Source organism: Amycolatopsis melonis, assembly GCF_040064235.1.
GTDB classification, from domain to species: domain Bacteria; phylum Actinomycetota; class Actinomycetes; order Mycobacteriales; family Pseudonocardiaceae; genus Amycolatopsis; species Amycolatopsis melonis.
This window is the reverse complement of record NZ_JBDZYD010000007.1, coordinates 335,219-353,317: the sequence shown is the minus strand read 5'-3', so window position 1 is coordinate 353,317 and position 18,099 is coordinate 335,219. Positions and strand designations below refer to the sequence as shown.

Annotated in this window: 19 protein-coding genes and 2 tRNA genes; 6 read left to right on the top strand and 15 right to left on the bottom strand. The window is 70.9% G+C overall.

The window, feature by feature from the left end:
* Positions 1–54: 54 nt before the first annotated feature.
* The 5 genes from ABJI51_RS21020 to ABJI51_RS21000 all read right to left on the bottom strand — a co-directional run bounded on the left by ABJI51_RS21020 (position 55) and on the right by ABJI51_RS21000 (position 5,455).
* A complete protein-coding gene (locus tag ABJI51_RS21020; protein ID WP_348952880.1) occupies positions 55–1,401 on the bottom strand; it encodes a cellulose binding domain-containing protein in 1,347 nt (448 codons plus the stop codon).
* Between the two features lie 11 nt (positions 1,402–1,412).
* On the bottom strand, positions 1,413–3,038 hold the full coding sequence (locus tag ABJI51_RS21015; RefSeq protein WP_348952879.1) for a glycosyl hydrolase family 18 protein: 1,626 nt from the start codon (positions 3,036–3,038) through the stop codon (positions 1,413–1,415).
* Between the two features lie 239 nt (positions 3,039–3,277).
* Positions 3,278–3,664: a hypothetical protein gene (locus ABJI51_RS21010; protein WP_348952878.1), complete on the bottom strand. Its 387-nt coding sequence runs from the start codon at positions 3,662–3,664 to the stop codon at positions 3,278–3,280.
* Between the two features lie 91 nt (positions 3,665–3,755).
* Complete coding sequence (locus ABJI51_RS21005; RefSeq protein ID WP_348952877.1) at positions 3,756–4,748, bottom strand: ArsR/SmtB family transcription factor; 993 nt, start codon at positions 4,746–4,748, stop codon at positions 3,756–3,758.
* A 65-nt stretch (positions 4,749–4,813) separates the two neighbouring features.
* Positions 4,814–5,455, bottom strand: a complete 642-nt coding sequence (locus tag ABJI51_RS21000) for an NADPH-dependent F420 reductase (protein ID WP_348952876.1) — start codon at positions 5,453–5,455, stop codon at positions 4,814–4,816.
* 90 nt (positions 5,456–5,545) lie between these two features.
* Between ABJI51_RS21000 and ABJI51_RS20995 the strand changes: the two genes are divergently transcribed.
* A complete protein-coding gene (locus tag ABJI51_RS20995; RefSeq protein ID WP_348952874.1) occupies positions 5,546–5,881 on the top strand; it encodes a winged helix-turn-helix transcriptional regulator in 336 nt (111 codons plus the stop codon).
* Positions 5,882–5,960: 79 nt separating this feature from the next.
* Here the strand turns inward: ABJI51_RS20995 and ABJI51_RS20990 are convergent.
* From ABJI51_RS20990 to ABJI51_RS20970, 5 genes are all read right to left on the bottom strand, one after another.
* Positions 5,961–6,034 (bottom strand) — tRNA-Arg (locus tag ABJI51_RS20990).
* Positions 6,035–6,080: 46 nt separating this feature from the next.
* Positions 6,081–6,170, bottom strand: a tRNA-Ser gene (locus ABJI51_RS20985).
* A gap of 65 nt (positions 6,171–6,235) precedes the next feature.
* Entirely contained in the window at positions 6,236–7,948 is a 1,713-nt protein-coding gene (locus tag ABJI51_RS20980; RefSeq protein WP_348952872.1) for a phosphatidylglycerol lysyltransferase domain-containing protein, read from the bottom strand.
* 37 nt (positions 7,949–7,985) lie between these two features.
* A complete protein-coding gene (locus ABJI51_RS20975; RefSeq protein ID WP_348952870.1) occupies positions 7,986–9,965 on the bottom strand; it encodes an acetoacetate--CoA ligase in 1,980 nt (659 codons plus the stop codon).
* Positions 9,966–10,050: 85 nt separating this feature from the next.
* A complete protein-coding gene (locus ABJI51_RS20970) occupies positions 10,051–10,680 on the bottom strand; it encodes a dienelactone hydrolase family protein (protein ID WP_348952868.1) in 630 nt (209 codons plus the stop codon).
* A 138-nt stretch (positions 10,681–10,818) separates the two neighbouring features.
* Between ABJI51_RS20970 and hisC the strand changes: the two genes are divergently transcribed.
* Positions 10,819–11,874 carry a histidinol-phosphate transaminase gene (gene hisC, locus ABJI51_RS20965; protein WP_348952866.1) on the top strand — a complete coding sequence of 352 codons (1,056 nt, stop codon included), beginning with the start codon at positions 10,819–10,821 and terminating at the stop codon, positions 11,872–11,874.
* Here the strand turns inward: hisC and ABJI51_RS20960 are convergent.
* Both ABJI51_RS20960 and ABJI51_RS20955 read right to left on the bottom strand, forming a co-directional pair.
* Entirely contained in the window at positions 11,864–12,223 is a 360-nt protein-coding gene (locus tag ABJI51_RS20960; protein WP_348952865.1) for a hypothetical protein, read from the bottom strand. The two genes, hisC and ABJI51_RS20960, sit on opposite strands and share 11 nt — an antisense overlap.
* 33 nt (positions 12,224–12,256) lie before the next feature.
* On the bottom strand, positions 12,257–13,018 hold the full coding sequence (locus ABJI51_RS20955; RefSeq protein WP_348952863.1) for a sulfite exporter TauE/SafE family protein: 762 nt from the start codon (positions 13,016–13,018) through the stop codon (positions 12,257–12,259).
* Positions 13,019–13,156: 138 nt separating this feature from the next.
* Here ABJI51_RS20955 and ABJI51_RS20950 point away from each other — a divergent pair, with 138 nt between their 5' ends.
* Both ABJI51_RS20950 and ABJI51_RS20945 read left to right on the top strand, forming a co-directional pair.
* Positions 13,157–13,687: a SigE family RNA polymerase sigma factor gene (locus tag ABJI51_RS20950; RefSeq protein WP_348952861.1), complete on the top strand. Its 531-nt coding sequence runs from the start codon at positions 13,157–13,159 to the stop codon at positions 13,685–13,687.
* Positions 13,684–14,481, top strand: a complete 798-nt coding sequence (locus ABJI51_RS20945) for a hypothetical protein (protein WP_348952860.1) — start codon at positions 13,684–13,686, stop codon at positions 14,479–14,481. The genes ABJI51_RS20950 and ABJI51_RS20945 overlap by 4 nt, the downstream gene beginning before the upstream one ends.
* 31 nt (positions 14,482–14,512) lie before the next feature.
* On the opposite strand, the gene ABJI51_RS20940 is transcribed toward ABJI51_RS20945, so the two are convergent.
* A complete protein-coding gene (locus tag ABJI51_RS20940; RefSeq protein WP_348952858.1) occupies positions 14,513–15,250 on the bottom strand; it encodes a hypothetical protein in 738 nt (245 codons plus the stop codon).
* Positions 15,251–15,392: 142 nt separating this feature from the next.
* Complete coding sequence (locus ABJI51_RS20935; RefSeq protein ID WP_348952857.1) at positions 15,393–16,016, bottom strand: GNAT family N-acetyltransferase; 624 nt, start codon at positions 16,014–16,016, stop codon at positions 15,393–15,395.
* Positions 16,017–16,059: 43 nt separating this feature from the next.
* Between ABJI51_RS20935 and ABJI51_RS20930 the strand changes: the two genes are divergently transcribed.
* Positions 16,060–16,749 carry a FadR/GntR family transcriptional regulator gene (locus ABJI51_RS20930; protein WP_348952855.1) on the top strand — a complete coding sequence of 230 codons (690 nt, stop codon included), beginning with the start codon at positions 16,060–16,062 and terminating at the stop codon, positions 16,747–16,749.
* A gap of 2 nt (positions 16,750–16,751) precedes the next feature.
* Positions 16,752–17,564, top strand: coding sequence for a class I SAM-dependent methyltransferase (locus ABJI51_RS20925; RefSeq protein WP_348952854.1), 813 nt, complete (start codon positions 16,752–16,754; stop codon positions 17,562–17,564).
* On the opposite strand, the gene ABJI51_RS20920 is transcribed toward ABJI51_RS20925, so the two are convergent.
* Positions 17,561–18,058, bottom strand: a complete 498-nt coding sequence (locus ABJI51_RS20920; RefSeq protein WP_348952853.1) for an FBP domain-containing protein — start codon at positions 18,056–18,058, stop codon at positions 17,561–17,563. The two genes, ABJI51_RS20925 and ABJI51_RS20920, sit on opposite strands and share 4 nt — an antisense overlap.
* Between the last annotated feature and the right edge of the window lie 41 nt (positions 18,059–18,099).

Here is an 18,099-nt window from a genome sequence, read left to right as displayed (position 1 = left end):
AAGGGCCCCCTTGCCGGCCCGGGGAGCCGGCAAGGAGGCCGTTTCACGACGGCGTCAGAAACCCGCCGTCACCCTCGTGAAGTCCCAGTCGTTCTGGGCGATGCCGCTGCACGCCGACTGGACGCCGCCGCCAGGGCAGCCTCGGTCGCGGTTGACCGACCAGAACGCCAGGCGGCCGATGTTGTTCGCCTTGGCCCAGGTGGTGATCCGGGTCCACGTGTCCACGCTGGTCAGCTCCTGCTGGTCGGACAGGCCGTTCATGCCGGAGATGCCCAGGTGGTTGTACGCGGTGGCGTCGCTCCAGCCGAACGTCGACTTCAGCTTGTCGCGCAGGCCGTTGGCCGCGCTCACCGTGCTCGCGTACATGTCCGCGCCGCCGCCGAAGTCGAACGGCATGATCGTGAACACGTCCACGTTCGCGCCGAGGGCCTTCGACCGGTCGATGAGCCGGTTGCCGTAGTAGTTCGGGCCGGTCGTCGACGTGCCGAACGTCAGGATCGTCTGGATGCCCGGGTTGTTCTGCTTGACGATCTTCAGCGCGCCCAGGATGCGGTCCTGCACGGTCTCGTTCTCGAACTCGTCGGAGTTCTCGATGTCGATGTCGATCGCCTTGAGCCCGTAGGCGTTGATCACCTGCTGGTAGGCGCCGGCCAGTGCCTCCGGCGTCGAGCAGTTCGGGCCCAGCTTGTTCCCGCTCCAGCCGCCGAACGACGGCACCACCTGGCCGCCCGCCGCCTTGATCTGCGCGATCGCGTTCGCGTCCGCGCTGCCCTGCAGCGGACGGCTGCTGTCCCACGCCGGGGTGCAGCCACCGGAGGCGTTGACGAACGCCATGGTGAACCACTTGACGCCGGTCGCGTTCATCACCGTCTGCGGGCTCGGCGGGTTGCCCCAGCCCATGTACAGGTACGGCGCGCCCCGGCCGCCCGGCTGCTGCGGCGGCGTGGTGGTCGGGGGTGGTGTCGTCGTAGGCGGCGGTGTGGACGTCGGTGGTGTGCCCCCGGCGTCGCAGGAACCCCCGTTCAGCCGGCAGTTCGACGGCGCGACGTACGTGCCGGAGTACGTCACGTTGAACCCGAAACTCGCACTACCGCCGTTGGACACGTTGCCGTTCCAGGTGTTCTTGACGGTGACGTGCTGGCCGGACGCGGTGTAGCTGCCGTCCCACAGCGACGAGATCTTCGCGCCACTCGGCAGGTCGAACTCGACCGTCCAGCTCGGCAGCGTCGAGCCGGAACCGTTGCTGATCGTGTACTTGCCTTCGTACCCGGTGCCCCAGTCGGAGCCCTTGCTGAAAGTCGCCGAGACCCCGCCCGCCGCGTTCGCCGGCGCGATCACGACCACCGCGCCGACCGTGGCGGCCACGGCGGTCAGTCCCAGTGCGGACAACCACTTCCTCATGATCGGTCCTTTCAGGACAGTCCGTTGCGCATGGCGGTGATGAGCTCGCCGTTGCTGGTGTCGCCGGTCAGCTCCCAGAAGAAGGCGCCGCCGAGGCCCTGCTGCCTGGCGTAGGACATCTTTCCGCCGATGGTCGACGGGGTGTCGTAGCTCCACCAGTTGCTGCCGCACTTCGCGTACGCGGTGCCGGCGATCGTGCCGGTCGACGGGCAGCTGTTCTTGAGGACCTTGTAGTCCTCGATGCCCTGCTCGTAGGTGCCCGGCGCTGGTCCGGTGGCGGTGCCGCCCGGCGCGTCCTGCGTGACGCCGGTCCAGCCGCGGCCGTAGAACCCGATGCCCAGCAACAGCTTGCTCGCCGGGACGCCCTTGCTCTTGAGCTTCTGGATCGCGGCGTCGGAGTAGAAGCCGGCGGTCGGGATGCCCGCGTAGGACGTCAGCGGCGAGTGCGGAGCGGTCGGGCCCTGCGCGGCCCACGCGCCGAAGTAGTCGTAGGTCATGACGTTGAACCAGTCGACGTACGGCGCGGCGCCCGCGTAGTCGGCGACGTCGAGCTTGCCGCCGTTGCTGCCGTCGGCCGAGATGGCCGAGGTGATCAGGAACGAGGAGCCGAACTTCGCGCGCAGCGCGGCCATCAGGTTCTTGTAGGCCGCGGCCCCGCTGGTGTCACAGGAAAGGCCGCACGCGTTGGGGTACTCCCAGTCGATGTCGATGCCGTCCCAGATGTCGGCCCAGCGCGCGTCCTTCAGCAGGTTGTAGCAGGACTGCGCGAACGCGGCCGCGTTCTGCGCGGCCTGGCCGAAGCCGCCGGAGTACGTCCAGCCGCCGAACGACCAGATCACCTTCAGGCCCGGGTGCAGCTTCTTCAGCTTGCGCAGCTGGTTGAAGTTGCCGGCGACGGGCTGGTCCCAGGTGTCGGCGACGCCGTCGACGCTGCCCGCGGCGTCGTAGGTCTTCTGGTAGTCGGCGTACGGGTCGTCGTTGGCACTGCACTGGCCGTTCTTGACGTTGCCGAACGCGTAGTTGATGTGGGTCAGCTTGCTCGCCGAGCCCGAGGTTTCGATGTTCTTGACGTGGTAGTTGCGCCCGTAGACGCCCCACTGCACGAAGTAGCCGACGTTCTTCAGCCCACCCGGCTGCGGCGGCGTGGTCGTCGTCGGCGGGGTGGTCGGCGTGGTCGGGACGGTGGTGGTCGGCTGGGTCGGGGTCGTCGGGGTGGTGGTCGGGGTGCTGCCGCCGGCGTCGCAGGAGCCGCCGTTGAGCCGGCAGTTCGCGGGCGCGGAGTAGGTGCCGGAGTAGCTGACGTTGAAGCCGAAGCTGGCGGTGCCGCCGTTGCCGACGTTGCCGTTCCAGGTGTTCTTGACGGTGACGTGCTGGCCGGACGCGGTGTAGCTGCCGTCCCACAGCGACGAGATCTTCGCGCCGGACGGGAGGTCGAACTCGACCGTCCAGCTCGGCAGCGTCGAGCCCGAGCCGTTGCTGATCGTGTACTTGCCTTCGTACCCGGTACCCCAGTCGGAGCCCTTCGTGAAGGTGGCGCCGACGCCACCGGCGGCGTTCGCGGGCACGGTGACGAGGCCGACCGCGAGCGCGCCGACCGCGGTGAACAGACCGAGGAGGTGCCATCTCTTTCTGGACATCGCTCTCCTTTGAGCCAGGTGCGGGGACGGCAGACACCAACACCACCGGCGGGGATCCGGGCGGTGTTTTGCGCCGTTTGCGGAAACGGTACGTGGTCCAGACCAATTATGGAAGCGTCACCACGGAGCGTGGTTAGTGGTCAAGACCAATGGCCGGTCCGCGCACCGAACTGGTCCAGACCGGTTACGCAAAGCAGCCGGGCCCGGTTTCCCGGGCCCGGCTGGCGGCGGTACGGCGATCAGCAGTTGACGTAGTGGATGCTGACCTGGGTCGAGTAGGTCCCCGACGGGGCGTTCAGCGTGAAGGACTTCGACGCGCCCTTCGGGCCCACCCACGGCCCGTCGCTGACGCCGCCGTTGCTCCAGTGCGACCGGACGTACGGGCACCGGCCGTCGGCCTTGTCGTCGGTCACCTTCCCGCTGACGGTCCGGTAGTCGTTGCACCACGTGCCCGAGGCGTGGCCTTCGCTGATCTTGAGCGTCCAGTTCTCGCACGGCAGGGCGAGCCGCTGGCCGGCGGCGGCGGGCCGGGCGGCGTCCGTCCCGGTCGCGGCGCTCGCGGTGGCGGTCGCGCCGCCGGCCACCAGCAGGCCGAGTACCCCGGCCACGGCTGCAGTCCTGAGCATCCTCATGTCGTTCCCCCTTCGCGTCGGGTTTTCCTGACCCGGGCGACCCTGCCACCGCGGCCGCGCGCGAACGGCGTGCTTCGAACAGGCTCTAACGACTTCCGCGGTCCAGCACGGCCAGGCCCAGCGGCGTGATGAGGTGGGTGGCGAGGTTCTCGTGCCGGTCGGTGGTGATGAGGCCTGCGTCGCGCAGGACGTTCGTGTGGTGGCTGACGGTCGCCGGCGCGACCCCGGCCTGCTTCGCCAGCCGGGTGGTGGTGCTGCCGCGGACGGCCGAGCGCAGGATGGTGGCCCGGGTGGCGCCCAGCAGCGCACTCAGGTGATCACCGCGTTCCCGGGCGGCCAGCAGCCGCGCCCCGGGCCGGATCGGCACGGCCAGCACCGGACGCAGCCGCGGGTCGGCGAGCGCGACGGGATGCTGCACGCCGAAGTAGCTGGGGATGAGCACGAGACCCCGGCCGTCGAGGTGCAGGTCGCGATCGACGGGATACCCGACCGCGAGCACCGGCGGCTGCCAGCGGGTGGCGGGCCCGAGCCACCGCAGCAGCCCTTCGGGCCCACCGTGCAGGTAACGCTGAACCCCGGCGGCACATTCGATGCGCAGTCCTTCGCCGACGACGTCGAGCTGCGGCTCGATCAGCGCGTGGAAGTACAGCCGCAGCGCCCGCCGCAGCTCCCCCGTCGCGGAGGGCTTCGCCGCAGCCAGTTCGCCGAGCCAGGCGGCAGCGGGCCCGCAGACGGGCTCCAGCCGCCCGACTTCGGCCCGCAGTCGCCGCGCGGGCGTCGCGAGGACGAGTTCGGTGGCGGTACGGACGTCGGGCACGTCCTCCGGAGGCGTCAGGAAGTCCGGAAAGTACGCGGCATGCGGAGCGACAGTCATCAGCAGCTGCACCGCGGCCTGCAGCCGCCGGTCCCCGCGCACGCGTTCGCGCACCCGCCGCCGCCACGCCTCGAAGGCCAGGCCACCGCCGGAGTGCTGCAGCGCCTGCACGCTGCCGACGATCTCCCACATCAGGTCGATGTCCAGCTTCAGCCGGGTCCGCGCGAGATCGGCGTCGGTGAAGTGGATGCGCAGCTGCGGCACGTCGTCCCCCCTGGAAGCACGTTCCGCGCTTCAGGTGTCGCCGGAACGCCGCCCGGGTACGGAAGTCAGCCGGTAGGAGCAACCCGGCGGGGCTCGACATCGGGCACGGCCAGGCGCGGGTTGGCGCCTGCGGCGACGACGCGCATGACGAATCCGGCCGCTTCTTCCAGCTGGCGCGCCGCGTCGAGCCCGCCGACCACCACACCCTCACCGCCGAGGTCCGCGACCAGCTCGGCCGCATGGCCGAGCGCGCCCGGGTCGTCCCCGCAGAGCGCCACCACCGGCCGCCGCGGACCAGTGTGTGGCCAGGAGGTCCCGGCGAACAGGTGCAGTGCCTTGACCACGTGCGCACCCGGCGCGTGGCGGGCGACGAATTCCGCGGCCGAGCCGGACGCCGGACGCAACCGGCCGGTCGCGTAGTCGACGGCGTTCGTGCAGTCGAGCACGGTCTTCCCGCCCAGCCCGCCCCGGTCGGCGCCGACCAGGGACAGCGCGCCGGCCAAGCCGTCGTAGGCGACCGCCACGAGCACGACGCCGGCCCGGGCGGCGAACTCGTCCGGCGCAACGGCTTCCGCGCCGATCTCGGCCGCCGCGGCCCGGACCCGATCGGCGTCCCGGCCGGTGAGCACCACCGCACGGCCCGCGGCGAGCCATGCTTTCCCGAGCGCGACAGCCAAGTTCCCGGTCCCCAGAATTCCCACGTGCACGGCTACCTCCTACTTCGAACGGGTCTGCCGGCCACGTTAGGGAGCCCGTTCCTACCGATCGGGAGGACAAGAGGTGCCAGACTGGCCGCCGTGACCGACGGAATCTGCCCGCCCTTCGCGTCCGACTGCCATGTCCGGGCGGCGGTCGAACTGATCAGCCACACGTGGGATCCCGTCCTGCTGTCGGCCCTGCGCCGCGGCCCGACGCGACGCAACGACCTGCTGACCCGCATCGCGGGCATCAGCGACAAAGTGCTGACCGAGTCGTTGCGCCGCCTCACGGAACGACGCCTCGCCACCAAACAGGACGGCGGCGGAACCGCGGCGACGTACGAGCTGACCGCACTGGGCGAGTCGTTCGCGAGCGGCCCGCTCGCGCAGCTGGCCCGGTGGGCGGCGGAACACCAGGACGAAATCGCCGGGTGACGTCCGTCGCTTTTCCTGCCGGAACAAGAAAGAAGCCCCCCTCTCGCGAGGGGGGCTTCTTTGCTGTCTCAACCAGACGTGCGCCCGAAGGGATTCGAACCCCTGACCTTCTGATCCGTAGTCAGATGCTCTATCCAGCTGAGCTACGGGCGCTTGTTCAGTTGTTCTCTAACCTAGCACCCGGCGAACCGGGGGCCAGCGGAGGCTCCGGGATTTGAACCCGGGAGGGGGGGTTACCCCCAACCGCATTAGCAGTGCGGCGCCATAGACCAGACTAGGCGAAGCCTCCTGGGCCCAACGACCACTGCTCAGATAGGTTACACACCCCCCGATCACCCCCGAACCCGACCCCCCTTACGCCCGGCGCAGCAGCCTGAGCAGGCGCGGAGAGCGGCCTCCGAGGCCCTCTGCCTCGAAGGTTGCAATGCCCACCCTCGGCAGCTCGCGGACGCCCGGGTACACCAGGTACCGGGGCACCCAGCGGGGCTGGAACTTCGCGTTGAAGCGGTACAGCGTCTCGATCTGGATCCAGCGCGAGAAGAAGTGCAGGACCTTCGCCGCCGCCTTCGCCACCGGGCCCGCGCCGATGCGGCGGCCCTGCTCCATCAGGGCGCGGAACGCCGCGAAGTTCAGGGACACCTGGCGGACTCCGTGGTGGCGGGCCGCCAGGAGGAGTTCCGAGATCATCAGCTCGTTGACGCCGTTGTCGGCCGTGCGGTCGCGGCGCATCACGTCCAGCGACAGGCCCGTCGTGCCCCACGGGACGAACTGGAGCACGCCGCGCACGCGGCCGCCCTGCTCGGCCGTCACCAGGACCGAGCCGGGGTCGCCCATGCGGCCCAGCGCCATCGAGAAGCCGCGCTCGGTGTCCGTGCCGCGCCAGTTCGCCGCCAGTGCCGCCAGTTCGTCCAGCTCGCCGGGCCGCAGGTCCTCGGCGCGGCGGACCAGCACCTTGTAGCCCGCGCGCTTCGTGCGGGCCGCCGCCTGGCGGACGCCGCGCATGCTGCGGCCGTCCAGGGTGAACTCGTCGGCGTCGACCACCGCTTCGTCGCCGATCTCCAGTACCTCCAGCCCGAAGCGGGCCCAGACCGTCGCGCCCAGCTCGGAGACGCCCATCGCGGCCGGGACCCAGCCGCCCCGGCGGCAGACCTCCAGGTACTCCTCGATCGCGCCGGGCCACGCCTCGTGGTCGCCCAGCGGGTCGGCCGAGCACAGCGCCACCCCGGCGATCACGCGGTAGGTGACCGCGGCCTTGCCCGTCTTCGAAAACACCGCGAACTTGTCCCGCCGCAGCGCGAAGTAGCCGAGCGAGTCACGCTCGCCGTGCTCGTCCAGCAGTCCGCGCAGGCGGTCGACCTCGTCGTCGGACAGCCGCGGCGCCGGCTCGGCCGAGCGCAGCAGGAAGTACGCCGACACCCCGACCGCGGCGAGGCCGAACAGCAGGCCCACCGCCGCGGTCAGGTCCTCCAGCCACAGCTGGTGGAACACCGCGGGCCCGCTGACGCCGACGAGCGCGAGCGCCGACTCCGCCACCCGGTCCGGGAAGCTCATCGGCTCCAGCACCGTCCGGGACGCCACCGACAGCAGGATGACGTTGATCACGAACCCGGCCAGCACCAGCTGCAGGAACACCCGCACCGCCCGCCAGCGCCCGACGACCGGGTCCGGCTTCGCGACGAAGTACCGCCGGTTCGCGATCAGGCCTGCCAGCAGCACCGTCGACACCAGGCCGGCGCCGAAGACGTGCTTGAGCCCGATGTGCGACACCGTGAGCAGCACCGTCGCGCCGATCGCCAGCTGCCAGGCCCGGCGCTTGCGGCGCCGCAGGCCCGCGGCCAGCATCACCAGCAGCACGCCCGTGACCAGCGCCACGGTCGCCGCCGCCACCGTGGCCTCCTGCGGCAGCTCCAGCCACTCCGAGAGGTGCCCGCGCAGGTTCCGGCCGGCGGGCACGAGGACCGACGCCACGGTGAGCAGGCCCGCGAGCCGGGTCACCCAGGTGATCACCCCCACAGTGGTGGTCCCCGCCACCTTCCAGGTGATTTGCGCGCGTGTCCCCGTCACCACCTGTGCACCCTGCCGTGGCCCATCCTGCCTCCCCCATCTACCCCCCGGCGAGCTCCACGAACGGCGCCAGTGCCGCCGGGTTGGCCAGCGCGTCGCGGCTGACGGCCCGGTCGGGAGCCACACCGGCGAGGATCTTCTTCACCGGTACCTCACACTTCTTACCGTTCAAGGTACGAGGTATCTCGGAAACCACGACGAACCGATCGGGTACATGGCGTGGTGACAGCGCGCTACGCAGTTCCTTCCGCAGCGCCGGTTCGACGTCTTCGAGCGCGACGCCGTCGGCGAGCACCACGAAACAGATCAGCTGCCCGTCCTCGTTCCCGGCGGCCGAAGTGTCCACGACCAGGGAATCCAGGATCTCGTCGTACCCCTCGACGACCCGGTAGAACTCCGCCGTGCCCATCCGGACGCCGCCGCGGTTGAGCGTCGAGTCGCTGCGGCCGTAGATCACCGCCGAGCCGCGGTTGGTGATCCGGATCCAGTCGCCGTGGCGCCACAGGCCGGGATACATCTCGAAGTACGCCTCACGCAGGCGCGAGCCGTCGGGGTCGTTCCAGAAGAACACCGGCATCGACGGCATCGGCTGGGTGATCACCAGCTCGCCGACCTCCTCGACGACGGCGTTGCCCGCCTCGTCGAAGGCCTTGACCGCGGCGCCGAGCGCCGGGCAGGACAGCTCGCCGAGCCAGACCGGGACGTCGGGCGCCGACGCGACGAACGCCGCGCACAGGTCGGTGCCGCCGGAGACCGAGCAGATCTGGACGTTCTTCCCGACCTCGTCCGCGATCCACCGGAAGCCTTCGACGCTCAGCGGCGCGCCGGTCGAGCCGAGTGCGCGCAGCGCCGTCAGGTCGTAGCGCTCGGCAGGCTTGATGCCCGCCTTGAGGCAGCTCTGGATGAACGGCGCCGACGTGCCGAAGTAGGTGACGCGGTGCTGTTCCGCGAGGTGCCAGAGCGCGTTGAGGTCCGGATACCCCGGGCTGCCGTCGTAGAGCACGATCGTGGTGCCGACGAGCAGGCCGGAGATGAGGAAGTTCCACATCATCCAGCCGGTGGTGCTGAACCAGAAGAACCGGTCGCCGGGCCCGAGGTCGGTCTGCAGCGCGAGCGCCTTGAGGTGTTCGAGGGTGATGCCGCCGTGGCCGTGCACGATGCCCTTCGGCAGGCCGGTGGTGCCGGAGGAGTAGAGCACCCACAGCGGGTGCGCGAACTCGACCGGCTCGAACAGCAGCGTCGAGCCTTCGTGCTTCGCGAGCAGCTGGTCCCAGTCGAGCGTGCCGTCCATGCGGCCTTCGCCGACGTACTCGACGAGGACCGTCGCGGCCAGCGACGGCAGCTTCGCCTGCAGGTCCGCGATCGTCGTCCGGATGTCGAACTGGCGGCCGTTGTATGCGTAGGCGTTGACCGCGAAGAGCACCTTCGGCTCGATCTGCACGAAGCGGTCCGCGACCGCACGGACGCCGAAGTCCGGCGAGCACGACGACCAGATCGCGCCGATGCTCGCCGTGGCGAGGAACGCGACCAGCGTCTGCGGGCAGTTCGGCGCCAGCGCGACGACGCGGTCGCCCTTGCCGACGCCCAGCTCCAGCAGCGCCGCCCGGGCCGCGGCGACCTGGGCACGCAGCTTGCCGTAGGTCAGGTGGCTCGCGAGGCCGTCCTCGCGATGGAAGATCACCGCGGTTTCGTCGTCGGCCTTCGTGGCACCCGCGACGCCCGGGGTGAGCGCGTGCTCGGCGTAGTTCAGCGTCCCGCCCTCGAACCAGACGGCGTCCGGCATCGCGCCTTGGAGCACCTCACCGGGCTGGTCGTGCCAGCGGACGCCGAGGAAGTCCGCGACCGCGGCCCAGAAGTCCGGGCCGCGCTCGACCGAGAACTCCCACAGCGAGCGGTAGTCGTCCACCTCGACGCCGCGCTCGGCGCGCAGCCACTGGCGGAAGGCTTCGATCTTGGTGTCGGCAACGTGGCCCGGCTCGGGGCGCCAGAGCACTTCGGGGGCGTCGGCGGTGTGCGTCACGCTCCGAGCCTAATCCTTCCGAACGCGAAGTCACTGTGGCCGGAACCCACACGGAACCCGGGTCGGAGGTGGTGCTCGCCCACACCTAACGCAGGTGCGCGTCGAACCAGTCGAGGGTGCGCTGCCACGCCTCCGCGGCCGCGCCAGGGTCGGCGTCGAAGCGGTGGTTGGCGCCCGGGTAGTGGACGACGTTCGTGGCGACCTTCGCCGACGCGGCCGCGTCACGCAGCTGCTCGACGTCGGCGCCGCCCGCCTCGTCGCCGGCGTCGCCGTACATGCCGAGCCAGGGGCTGGTGAGCCGCCCGGCGATCTCGACCAGCGCGGGCAGCTCGGCGGCCTGCTGCCCGCCGACGCTGACCGCGGCGCCCAGCTTCCGGTGCGAGGCGACGACGAGGGCCGCGGTGCCGCCGAGGTCGAAGCCCATCACGCCGAGCAGGTCGGCCTGGACGCCGCGCTCGACGAGCCAGGCCAGGGTCAGGTCGGTCGCGTCGAGCAGGTCCTGCTGGGTGAGGCGCGCGTCGTCGAGGTGCGGGGTGACGGTCAGCCAGCCCTCCGTGGCGAGGCCGGCGAGCAGCAGCTTCACGCCGTCGGTGACGCCGTCCGCCTCGTGCAGCACCACCAGGCCGCCGCGAAGCGACCCTTCGGGTTCCGAGCAGGTCAGGCGCAGGGCAGGGCCGCCGGGGCGCTGGTAGTCCACGGTGCTGGTCGAGGTCATGCCGTCACTCAATCACTTGGAGGTGAACGGGAGATACCCCCAGTGTCCCACCGGGGACCGCCTGAAGGGAGTCGCGCGGCGGCGGGCGGAAAAGATACGGTGACCGGGTCGTCCCGTCGAATTCCAGGAGCGCCGAAGATGCCGTCCGTGTCCCCGCGTGCCGATCTCGAATCGTTGCCGAAATACGTCCCCGGCCGGACGATCGAAGGCGCGATCAAGCTGGCGAGCAACGAGGTGCCCGGCGGCGCGCTGCCGAGCGTCGCGCGGGCGATCGCCGAGGCCGCGGCGGGCATCAACCGTTACCCGGACACGGGTTCGCAGGCGTTGCGCGAGCGGCTCGCCCGCGAACTGGACGTGCCGGTGGACCGCGTCGCGATCGGCTGCGGCTCGGTGTCGCTGTGCCAGCAGACGATCCAGGCGGTGTGCGCGCCCGGCGACGAGGTGATCTTCGGCTGGCGCTCGTTCGAGGCGTACCCGATCGTCACGCAGGTCGCGAACGCGGTGTCGGTGAAGGTCCCGATCACCGAGGGCCAGGAACTCGACCTCGACGCGATGGCCGCGGCGATCACCGGCCGCACGCGCGTGGTCTTCGTCTGCAACCCCAACAACCCGACCGGGACGGCGATCCGCCGCGCAGAGCTGGAGCGCTTCCTGGACGCGGTCCCGGAGCGCGTGCTGGTCGTCCTGGACGAGGCGTACAAGGAGTTCGTCACCGACCCCGAGGTCCCCGACGGCGTCGAGTACACCCGCACCCGGCCGAACGTGATGGTGCTGCGCACGTTCTCGAAGGCGTACGGCCTCGCGGGCCTGCGCGTCGGGTACGCGATCGCGCCGGAGCCGATCGCCGACGCGATCCGCCAGGTGTACGTGGCGTTCTCGGTGAACATGCTGGCCCAGGTGGCCGCGCTCGCTTCGCTCGACGCGGCGGACGAGCTGCTGGAGCGCTGCAAGGAGATCGTCGCCGAGCGCGGCCGGGTGCGCGACGCGCTGATCGCGGCGGGGTACCAGGTGCCGGAGACGCAGGCGAACTTCGTGTGGCTGCCCCTGGGCGAGCAGGCGGTCCCGTTCGCCGAGCACGCACTGGACCGCAAGCTGGTGGTCCGCCCCTTCGCCGGCGACGGCGTCCGCGTGACCATCGGCACCCGCGAGGAGAACGACCTCTTCCTGTCCGCGGCGCGCGACTTCAGTCGCTGAAGTTCGCTGGTCCGGGCGGGACCAGGCGTTCCAGGAGAGTGTGGATCTGCGCCATTCCCTGGGCCATGGTGGCGAACTTCTCGTCGGTTTTGGCGAAGCCCTCGGCGATCGCTTGGCCGTGCTCGAGCTGGGTTTCGCGCAGGGCGTTGAGGGTCTGGTTGTGCGCTCGAAGCTCGTCTCGCAGGTCGGCGGCATCCCGGTCGGCGCCACCGGCAAGGACACGAGCCGCGGCGGCGTCACTGCGAGCCGCCGCGGCGTCGGACGCGGCGACCGTGAACTGGTCGCGGAGTCGCAGAACTTCGGCTTCGAGCACCCGAACGCGCCGGTCGAGGTCTTCCGGGTCCGTCATGGATCGAATCGTACCGAGCCCGGAGGGGCCGCCCTACTTGAGCGAAAGCTGTATCACCGCGGCGACGCCGATCACCACGATGACGCCGCGCAGTACCGCCGGCGGCAGCTTGCGGCCGATCTTCGCGCCGAGGAAGCCGCCGGCGGTGGAGCCGACCGCCAGCCACAGCACCACCGGCCAGCTGATCGGGGCCACGAACGCGTAGATCACGCCGGCGACGACGTTGACCACGGCGGCGAGGACGTTCTTGACGCCGTTCAGCTTCTGCAGGGGTTCGCTCAGCAGCATTCCCAGCACGGCCATCAGCATCACGCCCTGTGCGGCGGTGAAGTACCCGCCGTAGATGCCGATGAGGAAGACGAAGAACATCAGCAGGGGGCCGGGTTTGTGCTCGGTGCCGTTGGCCTCGCGGCGGGCGGCCACCCACTTCGACACCTTCGGCTGGACGATCACCAGGACCACCGCCAGCCCGACGAGCACGGGGACGACGGCTTCGAAGGCGTCCTTCGGCAGCGAAAGCAGCAGGACGGTGCCGCCGATCGCGCCGAGGAAGGACGCGACGGCGAACCTGACGGTCTGCGGCCAGTAGCCCTTGAGCTCGTGCCGGTATCCCCAGGCACCGCTGAGGGTGCCGGGCGCGAGGCCGATGGCGTTGGACGTCGTCGCCGTCACCGGCGGATAGCCGAGCGCGACGAGCACGGGGAACGTCACCAGGGTCCCCGACCCGACGACGGCGTTGATGGTGCCCGCCCAGATCCCGGCGACCACGACGATCACCGCGTGCCACCACGTCATGAAGCAATCACGTGCGGAGCCTAAGCATCGTGGGCGGGTCCCGCGACGCAGATGTGTCTGGGCAGACACTCACCACGGCGATGCAGCGTCCCGGCCGCGCCGTGCGTAAGCAGCGGTACCTGACAAGAAGGAGGCCCGATGCGGGCAGCCGACGAGGATCGGTTTCGCGAGTTCGCCCGGGGCAACGCCGTCATGCTGCGCCGGTACGGCTACCTGCTGTGCGGTGACTGGCACCTGGCCGAGGATCTCGTCCAGACCACGCTGTACAAGATGTACGGCGCGTGGCCGCGGATCCGCGGCACCGACCGCCCGATGAGCTACGCGCGGCGGACGCTGACCCGCTGCTGGCTCGACGAGCGGCGGCGGCCGTGGCGGCGGTCCGAGCACCACACCGACGCGCTGCCGGAAGTCGCGGACGAGACGGCGGATCCGTCCCGCCACCCGGCCGGCCTGCGCCCCGAATTGGCCACGGCGCTGGCGGCCCTCGCGCCGCGGCAGCGGGCGGTGCTGGTGCTGCGGTACTTCTGCGACCTGCCGGTCGCCGACGCCGCCCGCGAACTGCGGTGTTCCGAAGGAACGGTCCGGAGCCAGACCGCACGGGCCCTGCAGACGCTGCGCGGCGTCTACCCCGCCGAATCCGGTTTCCTGGCAGAAAGCGAGCTGCAATGAACGAGCAGACCCTGGCCCGCGAGTTCACCGCGGCCGTGCACCCCGAACCGCCGCTGGGCTTCGACCCGGACGAGGTCGTCACCCGGGCAGGCCGGCGGCGCCGTCGCCGCCGGAACAGCCTGCTCACCGGGGCCGCCGTGGTGGCGGCACTCGCCGCTGTCGCGATCACGCTCACCGGACCGGCGGCTCCTGCCCCGGTCCAGCCGGCCGGAGCGCAGACGGTCACGCCGTCCGACGGACATCGCTGGTGGCCGCCGGGTGACATCGCCCAGCCGACCGAAGCGCGGCTGCGGGCCCGCGCCCCGGAGGTCGCCGACCATCTCGAGGCGGTCCTGCGCACGATGGTGCCCCCGGCCGACCAGCTCCGCCGCCGCTCCAACGACTCGGGCCGCTTCGGCGGCGTGCTGCCGCCGAGCCAGGTCGGCGTCCGCACCCAGGAACACGGCGGCCCGGAGGACGGCGGCTACTTCATCTCGGTGGAGGTGTTCGTGCCGGCCGTCCCGGTCACCCGGTTCCAGCCGGTGCAGCTGTGCGCGGAGCTGAAGAAGCAGATCAGCCCGGAAACGACGTGCCGCTACTTCGAGGTCGGCGCGGGAGGGGCCCGGGTGGTGGCGGAAACGGACACCGTGGACCGGGCGAACACCAGGCAGCACAGCATCTCGGTGACCGACTTCCGCGCGGACGGCACGTTCGTCGTGGCCACGGTGTTCAACTCGCCGGGAGTCGAAGCCCCGCTGCCGCTGACCGCCGACCAGCTCACCACGGTGGCCGGCGACCCGGGACTGACGCTGTAGCCGGGCGGCCGGGACGACGGCTCGGCGCAGGTCACTTCTTGACAGGCATCCAGGAAGCGACCTCGGCCAGCGCGTCGAGTGTCTCGTCGTCGAAATGGCCGGTGGCGTTGTCGGCTTCGGCCACCACCATGCCGTAGCCCTCCGGGCGGGAGGCGTAGTGCAGCCCGGTCATCTTCACCCCGGCCACCCCGAGCACCACCGCGACGTCCAGCGGCCGCACATCTCCGCTTCCGTGCACCCGCTCGACCTTTTCGAACGCGGCAGCCTGCTTTCTGCTCCGGAACCCGACACGCACCACGGAAATGACCGCGGCGTTGCGATGCCCGTCACCGACAGCCAGCAGCATCCGATGCAGCGACGAGCACGGTGTTCTCATCAGGAACTCCCGCACCTTGCCCGTGGCGGCTGCGACGCACTCGGCCGCGTGCTCGAGGTCGTGGACCTCTCGTCGCAGCTGCTTGACCTTCAACTTGCTCCACGCCTCGTCGGGCTTGCCCTTCTTCGCCGACTCGCCGGCTTCGGCCCGGCGGGTCTTGATCGACCGTCCCGGCAGTGAGTCGACGACGTCGCCGGCGGCATTGCCGGCGAATGCCTCGGATGCCGCTCCTGCTCCGCCACCACCACCCGCGAAGAGACCGCCCGCGCCCACCCCGGCGACGCCGCCTCCGGCGAGGACCACCGCGGCAGCAACCGCCACCAACGGACCCGAACCGCCCTTGCCATCCTCGAGGTAAACCCGGTTTCCGTTCTTGGTGATCCAGCGACCCACGTCTGCGCTCCCCCTCGCATCGGTTCTGTGCGCCTCATGGGCGCGACGGGTGACTGAATGTCTACGCAGCGCATCGGTCCGTGGTTGCCCGCCGACCGAGTGAATCTCGCGCGAGTCCCGGCGGACCTGACCGGGCGCGCGGTCATGACGCTCCTTCCGGGACATGCGCCGGGACCACTTCGGACTCCACCCGCCACCCCAGGGCGCCGTACAGGCCTCGCCCGGCCTCGGAGGCCAGCAACGCGCTCGACTCCGCCGCCGCCGCGGCGCTCAGGTGGTGCATGACCACCCGGCCGAGGCCGCGGCGGCGGTGTTGTGGCTGCGTCTCGATCTGGTCGAACACCGCCACGCCCGACGCCACCGCGACCCTCCCCCGGGCCGCCGGGGCTCCGGCGCACGACACGGCCACGTCCCACACCGGCCCGTCTCCACTGACCGTCACCGCGTACGGCGACGGCACCGAAACCGGAGGCAGTGCCCCCTCGAACGTCATCAGGTACTCCGTCTCTCCCACCTCCCACTCCGATGTCAGCCCGGCCACGACCTCGCCGCGCGCGCCGCACGTCTTCAGCCACGTGCCCGGCGATGCCGCCGTCCTGGCCCGTGCTGCCACTGCCGACGGCGAGCGCAGCAGGTACCGCACCCGGTGTCCCGGCAAGCCGACGTCGACGCGGTAGCCGTCGGGTTCGGCGACCGGTGGTGGCGTCGCCCGGGACACCGTCCAGCCACGCACCCATGCCCCCAGGATCTCCATGTCCGTGATCATGGCAGCCACCCCCGACAATTCCGGGAGCTGAGAGGATGGGGTCGTGGACACCGAGCAGGTCTGGAGCGCGACCGTCGAGCGGCTGCGGGCGCGGATCGACTCCGGTGACCTGCCGCCCGGGTCGCGGCTGCCCGCCGAACGCGTGCTCTGCGAAGAACTCGGCATCAGCCGGGGGTCGCTGCGGCAGGCTCTGCGCGTCCTAGACTCCATCGGGTACGTCCAGATCCGGGCCGGCTCCGGGACCTACGTCCGTGAGCAGCAGGAACAGCCGCTGCGGAGCTGGTTCACCGAGCACGACCAGCTCGTCGAGAAGCTGTTCGACCTGCGGGCGACCGTCGAGCCCACGCTCGCCGAACGGCTGGCGCGGCACGCCACCGCGAAGACCGTCGGGCGGCTGGAGGACAACGTCGCCGAGATGGCGCAGGCGGCCGAAGCCGGGGACATGCTGCGGGTCATCGCCACCGATGCCGAGTTCCACCGGGTGATCGCGCAGAACGCGGGCAACGACGACGTCGCCGGGCTGCTCCGGTCGGTCCTCGCCCTGGTCGGCGAGGAGCGGCGGGCCGCGCTGCGGCTGCCGGGGCAGATCCGCAAGGCCGTCGACGACCACCGCGCGATCCTCGACGCCATCCGGCGGTCCGATCCGGCCGCGGCCCGGGAGCTGACCCTCAAGCACCTGGTCGACGCCAAGACCTACGCCCACGACTTCGCCGCGCGTCACGAGGAACGGTAGCGATGGAAAAAGTGCACTTCACCGAGGAGAAGGCCACCAACCTGGCCACGCTGTACGGCCGCGCGCTCGACTACCGCAGCGCGCACCCGATCCTCGGCGACAAGGCGGCGGACGACGCCGTCCGCCGGATCGACTACGACTTCACGAAGATCGGCATCTCCGGCGACCGGGCGGCTTCGGTCGTGCTGCGGGCGAAGCCGATCGACGACTGGGCCGCCGAGTACCTGCGCGATCACCCGGACGCGATCGTGCTGCACCTCGGCTGCGGCCTGGACACGCGGTTCCAGCGCCTCGCGCCGCCGGAGACCGTCCACTGGTACGACGTCGACTACCCCGAGGTCGTCGAGCTGCGCGAAAAGCTGTACCCCGGCGCGCCGAACCACACGAACATCGGCTCGTCGGTGACCGACTTCGGCTGGCTCGGCCAGGTGCCGCACGACCGGCCGGCACTGATCGTCGCCGAGGGCCTCACGATGTACCTGAAGCCGGAAAGCGGCACCGAGCTGGTCCGCAGGCTCGTCGCGCGGTTCCCGTCGGGCGAGCTGATCTGCGACCTCTTCAGCCGGACCGCCATCCGGATGCAGAAGCTCAACGCCCCGGTGCGCAAGGCGGGCGCGACACTGTACTGGGGCGTCGACGACCCGCACGAGCTGGAGCGCCACGGCCTCACCCTGGTGTCCTCTTTGGACGCCGCACACTGGGCGACCCCGGAGGTGCTGGCCCGGCTGGGCCCGGTCACACGGTTCCAGCTGCGGCTGCTGAAGGTGATCCCGGCCCTGGCCCGGACCGCGCACATCGTCCGGTACCGCTTCTAACGCGGCTCCAGCACGCGCGCCACGAACCTGTGCAGCTTCTCCTGCAGCCGGGCGACGCGCTCGTCGAGCGTCAGCGTCTCGAACGGCTGGGGCACGTCGGACTTCAGCTCGCCGCGGACGTACTGGCTGCAGGCCAGGTTCCCGCAGGCGTAGATGCCCAGCGTGTTGCCTTCGCGGCCGGGCTTCCCGGCCCGCCTGCCGGAGAACAGCGTGATGTCGGCGAGCCCGTGTGCCGTGGTGCAGAAGCCGCAGATGTTGCTGCGCAGGCGTGACTTCGGCGGCGCGGCGGCGCGCAGGGCGAGCCCGACGACCTCGCCGCCGTACGGCAACACGAGGTAGGCGCGCGACGGCGCCTTCGGGTCTCGCCAGCCGAGGAACTCCCGCCGCTCCCACGGGATCTCGCCGGGCCGGGCGGGCAGCGTGACGCCCTTGGCTTCGCCGCGGGTGCAGTTGACGAACGAGGCCCGGATCTCGTCCTGGCCGAGTGGGTCCATGTTCCGCACGGTAATCGGCGGCCACGGGCAGTGGCCACGCA

What these genes read in the sequence shown, in the direction of transcription:
- ABJI51_RS21020 (WP_348952880.1), bottom strand. Translation starts at nt 1,401, where the DNA reads ATGAGGAAGTGGTTGTCCGCACTGGGACTGACCGCCGTGGCCGCCACG.
- ABJI51_RS21015 (WP_348952879.1), bottom strand. Translation starts at nt 3,038, where the DNA reads ATGTCCAGAAAGAGATGGCACCTCCTCGGTCTGTTCACCGCGGTCGGC.
- ABJI51_RS21010 (WP_348952878.1), bottom strand. Translation starts at nt 3,664, where the DNA reads ATGCTCAGGACTGCAGCCGTGGCCGGGGTACTCGGCCTGCTGGTGGCC.
- ABJI51_RS20970 (WP_348952868.1), bottom strand. Translation starts at nt 10,680, where the DNA reads ATGACCTCGACCAGCACCGTGGACTACCAGCGCCCCGGCGGCCCTGCC.
- hisC (WP_348952866.1), top strand. Translation starts at nt 10,819, where the DNA reads ATGCCGTCCGTGTCCCCGCGTGCCGATCTCGAATCGTTGCCGAAATAC.
- ABJI51_RS20960 (WP_348952865.1), bottom strand. Translation starts at nt 12,223, where the DNA reads ATGACGGACCCGGAAGACCTCGACCGGCGCGTTCGGGTGCTCGAAGCC.
- ABJI51_RS20955 (WP_348952863.1), bottom strand. Translation starts at nt 13,018, where the DNA reads ATGACGTGGTGGCACGCGGTGATCGTCGTGGTCGCCGGGATCTGGGCG.
- ABJI51_RS20950 (WP_348952861.1), top strand. Translation starts at nt 13,157, where the DNA reads ATGCGGGCAGCCGACGAGGATCGGTTTCGCGAGTTCGCCCGGGGCAAC.
- ABJI51_RS20945 (WP_348952860.1), top strand. Translation starts at nt 13,684, where the DNA reads ATGAACGAGCAGACCCTGGCCCGCGAGTTCACCGCGGCCGTGCACCCC.
- ABJI51_RS20935 (WP_348952857.1), bottom strand. Translation starts at nt 16,016, where the DNA reads ATGATCACGGACATGGAGATCCTGGGGGCATGGGTGCGTGGCTGGACG.
- ABJI51_RS20925 (WP_348952854.1), top strand. Translation starts at nt 16,752, where the DNA reads ATGGAAAAAGTGCACTTCACCGAGGAGAAGGCCACCAACCTGGCCACG.
- ABJI51_RS20920 (WP_348952853.1), bottom strand. Translation starts at nt 18,058, where the DNA reads ATGGACCCACTCGGCCAGGACGAGATCCGGGCCTCGTTCGTCAACTGC.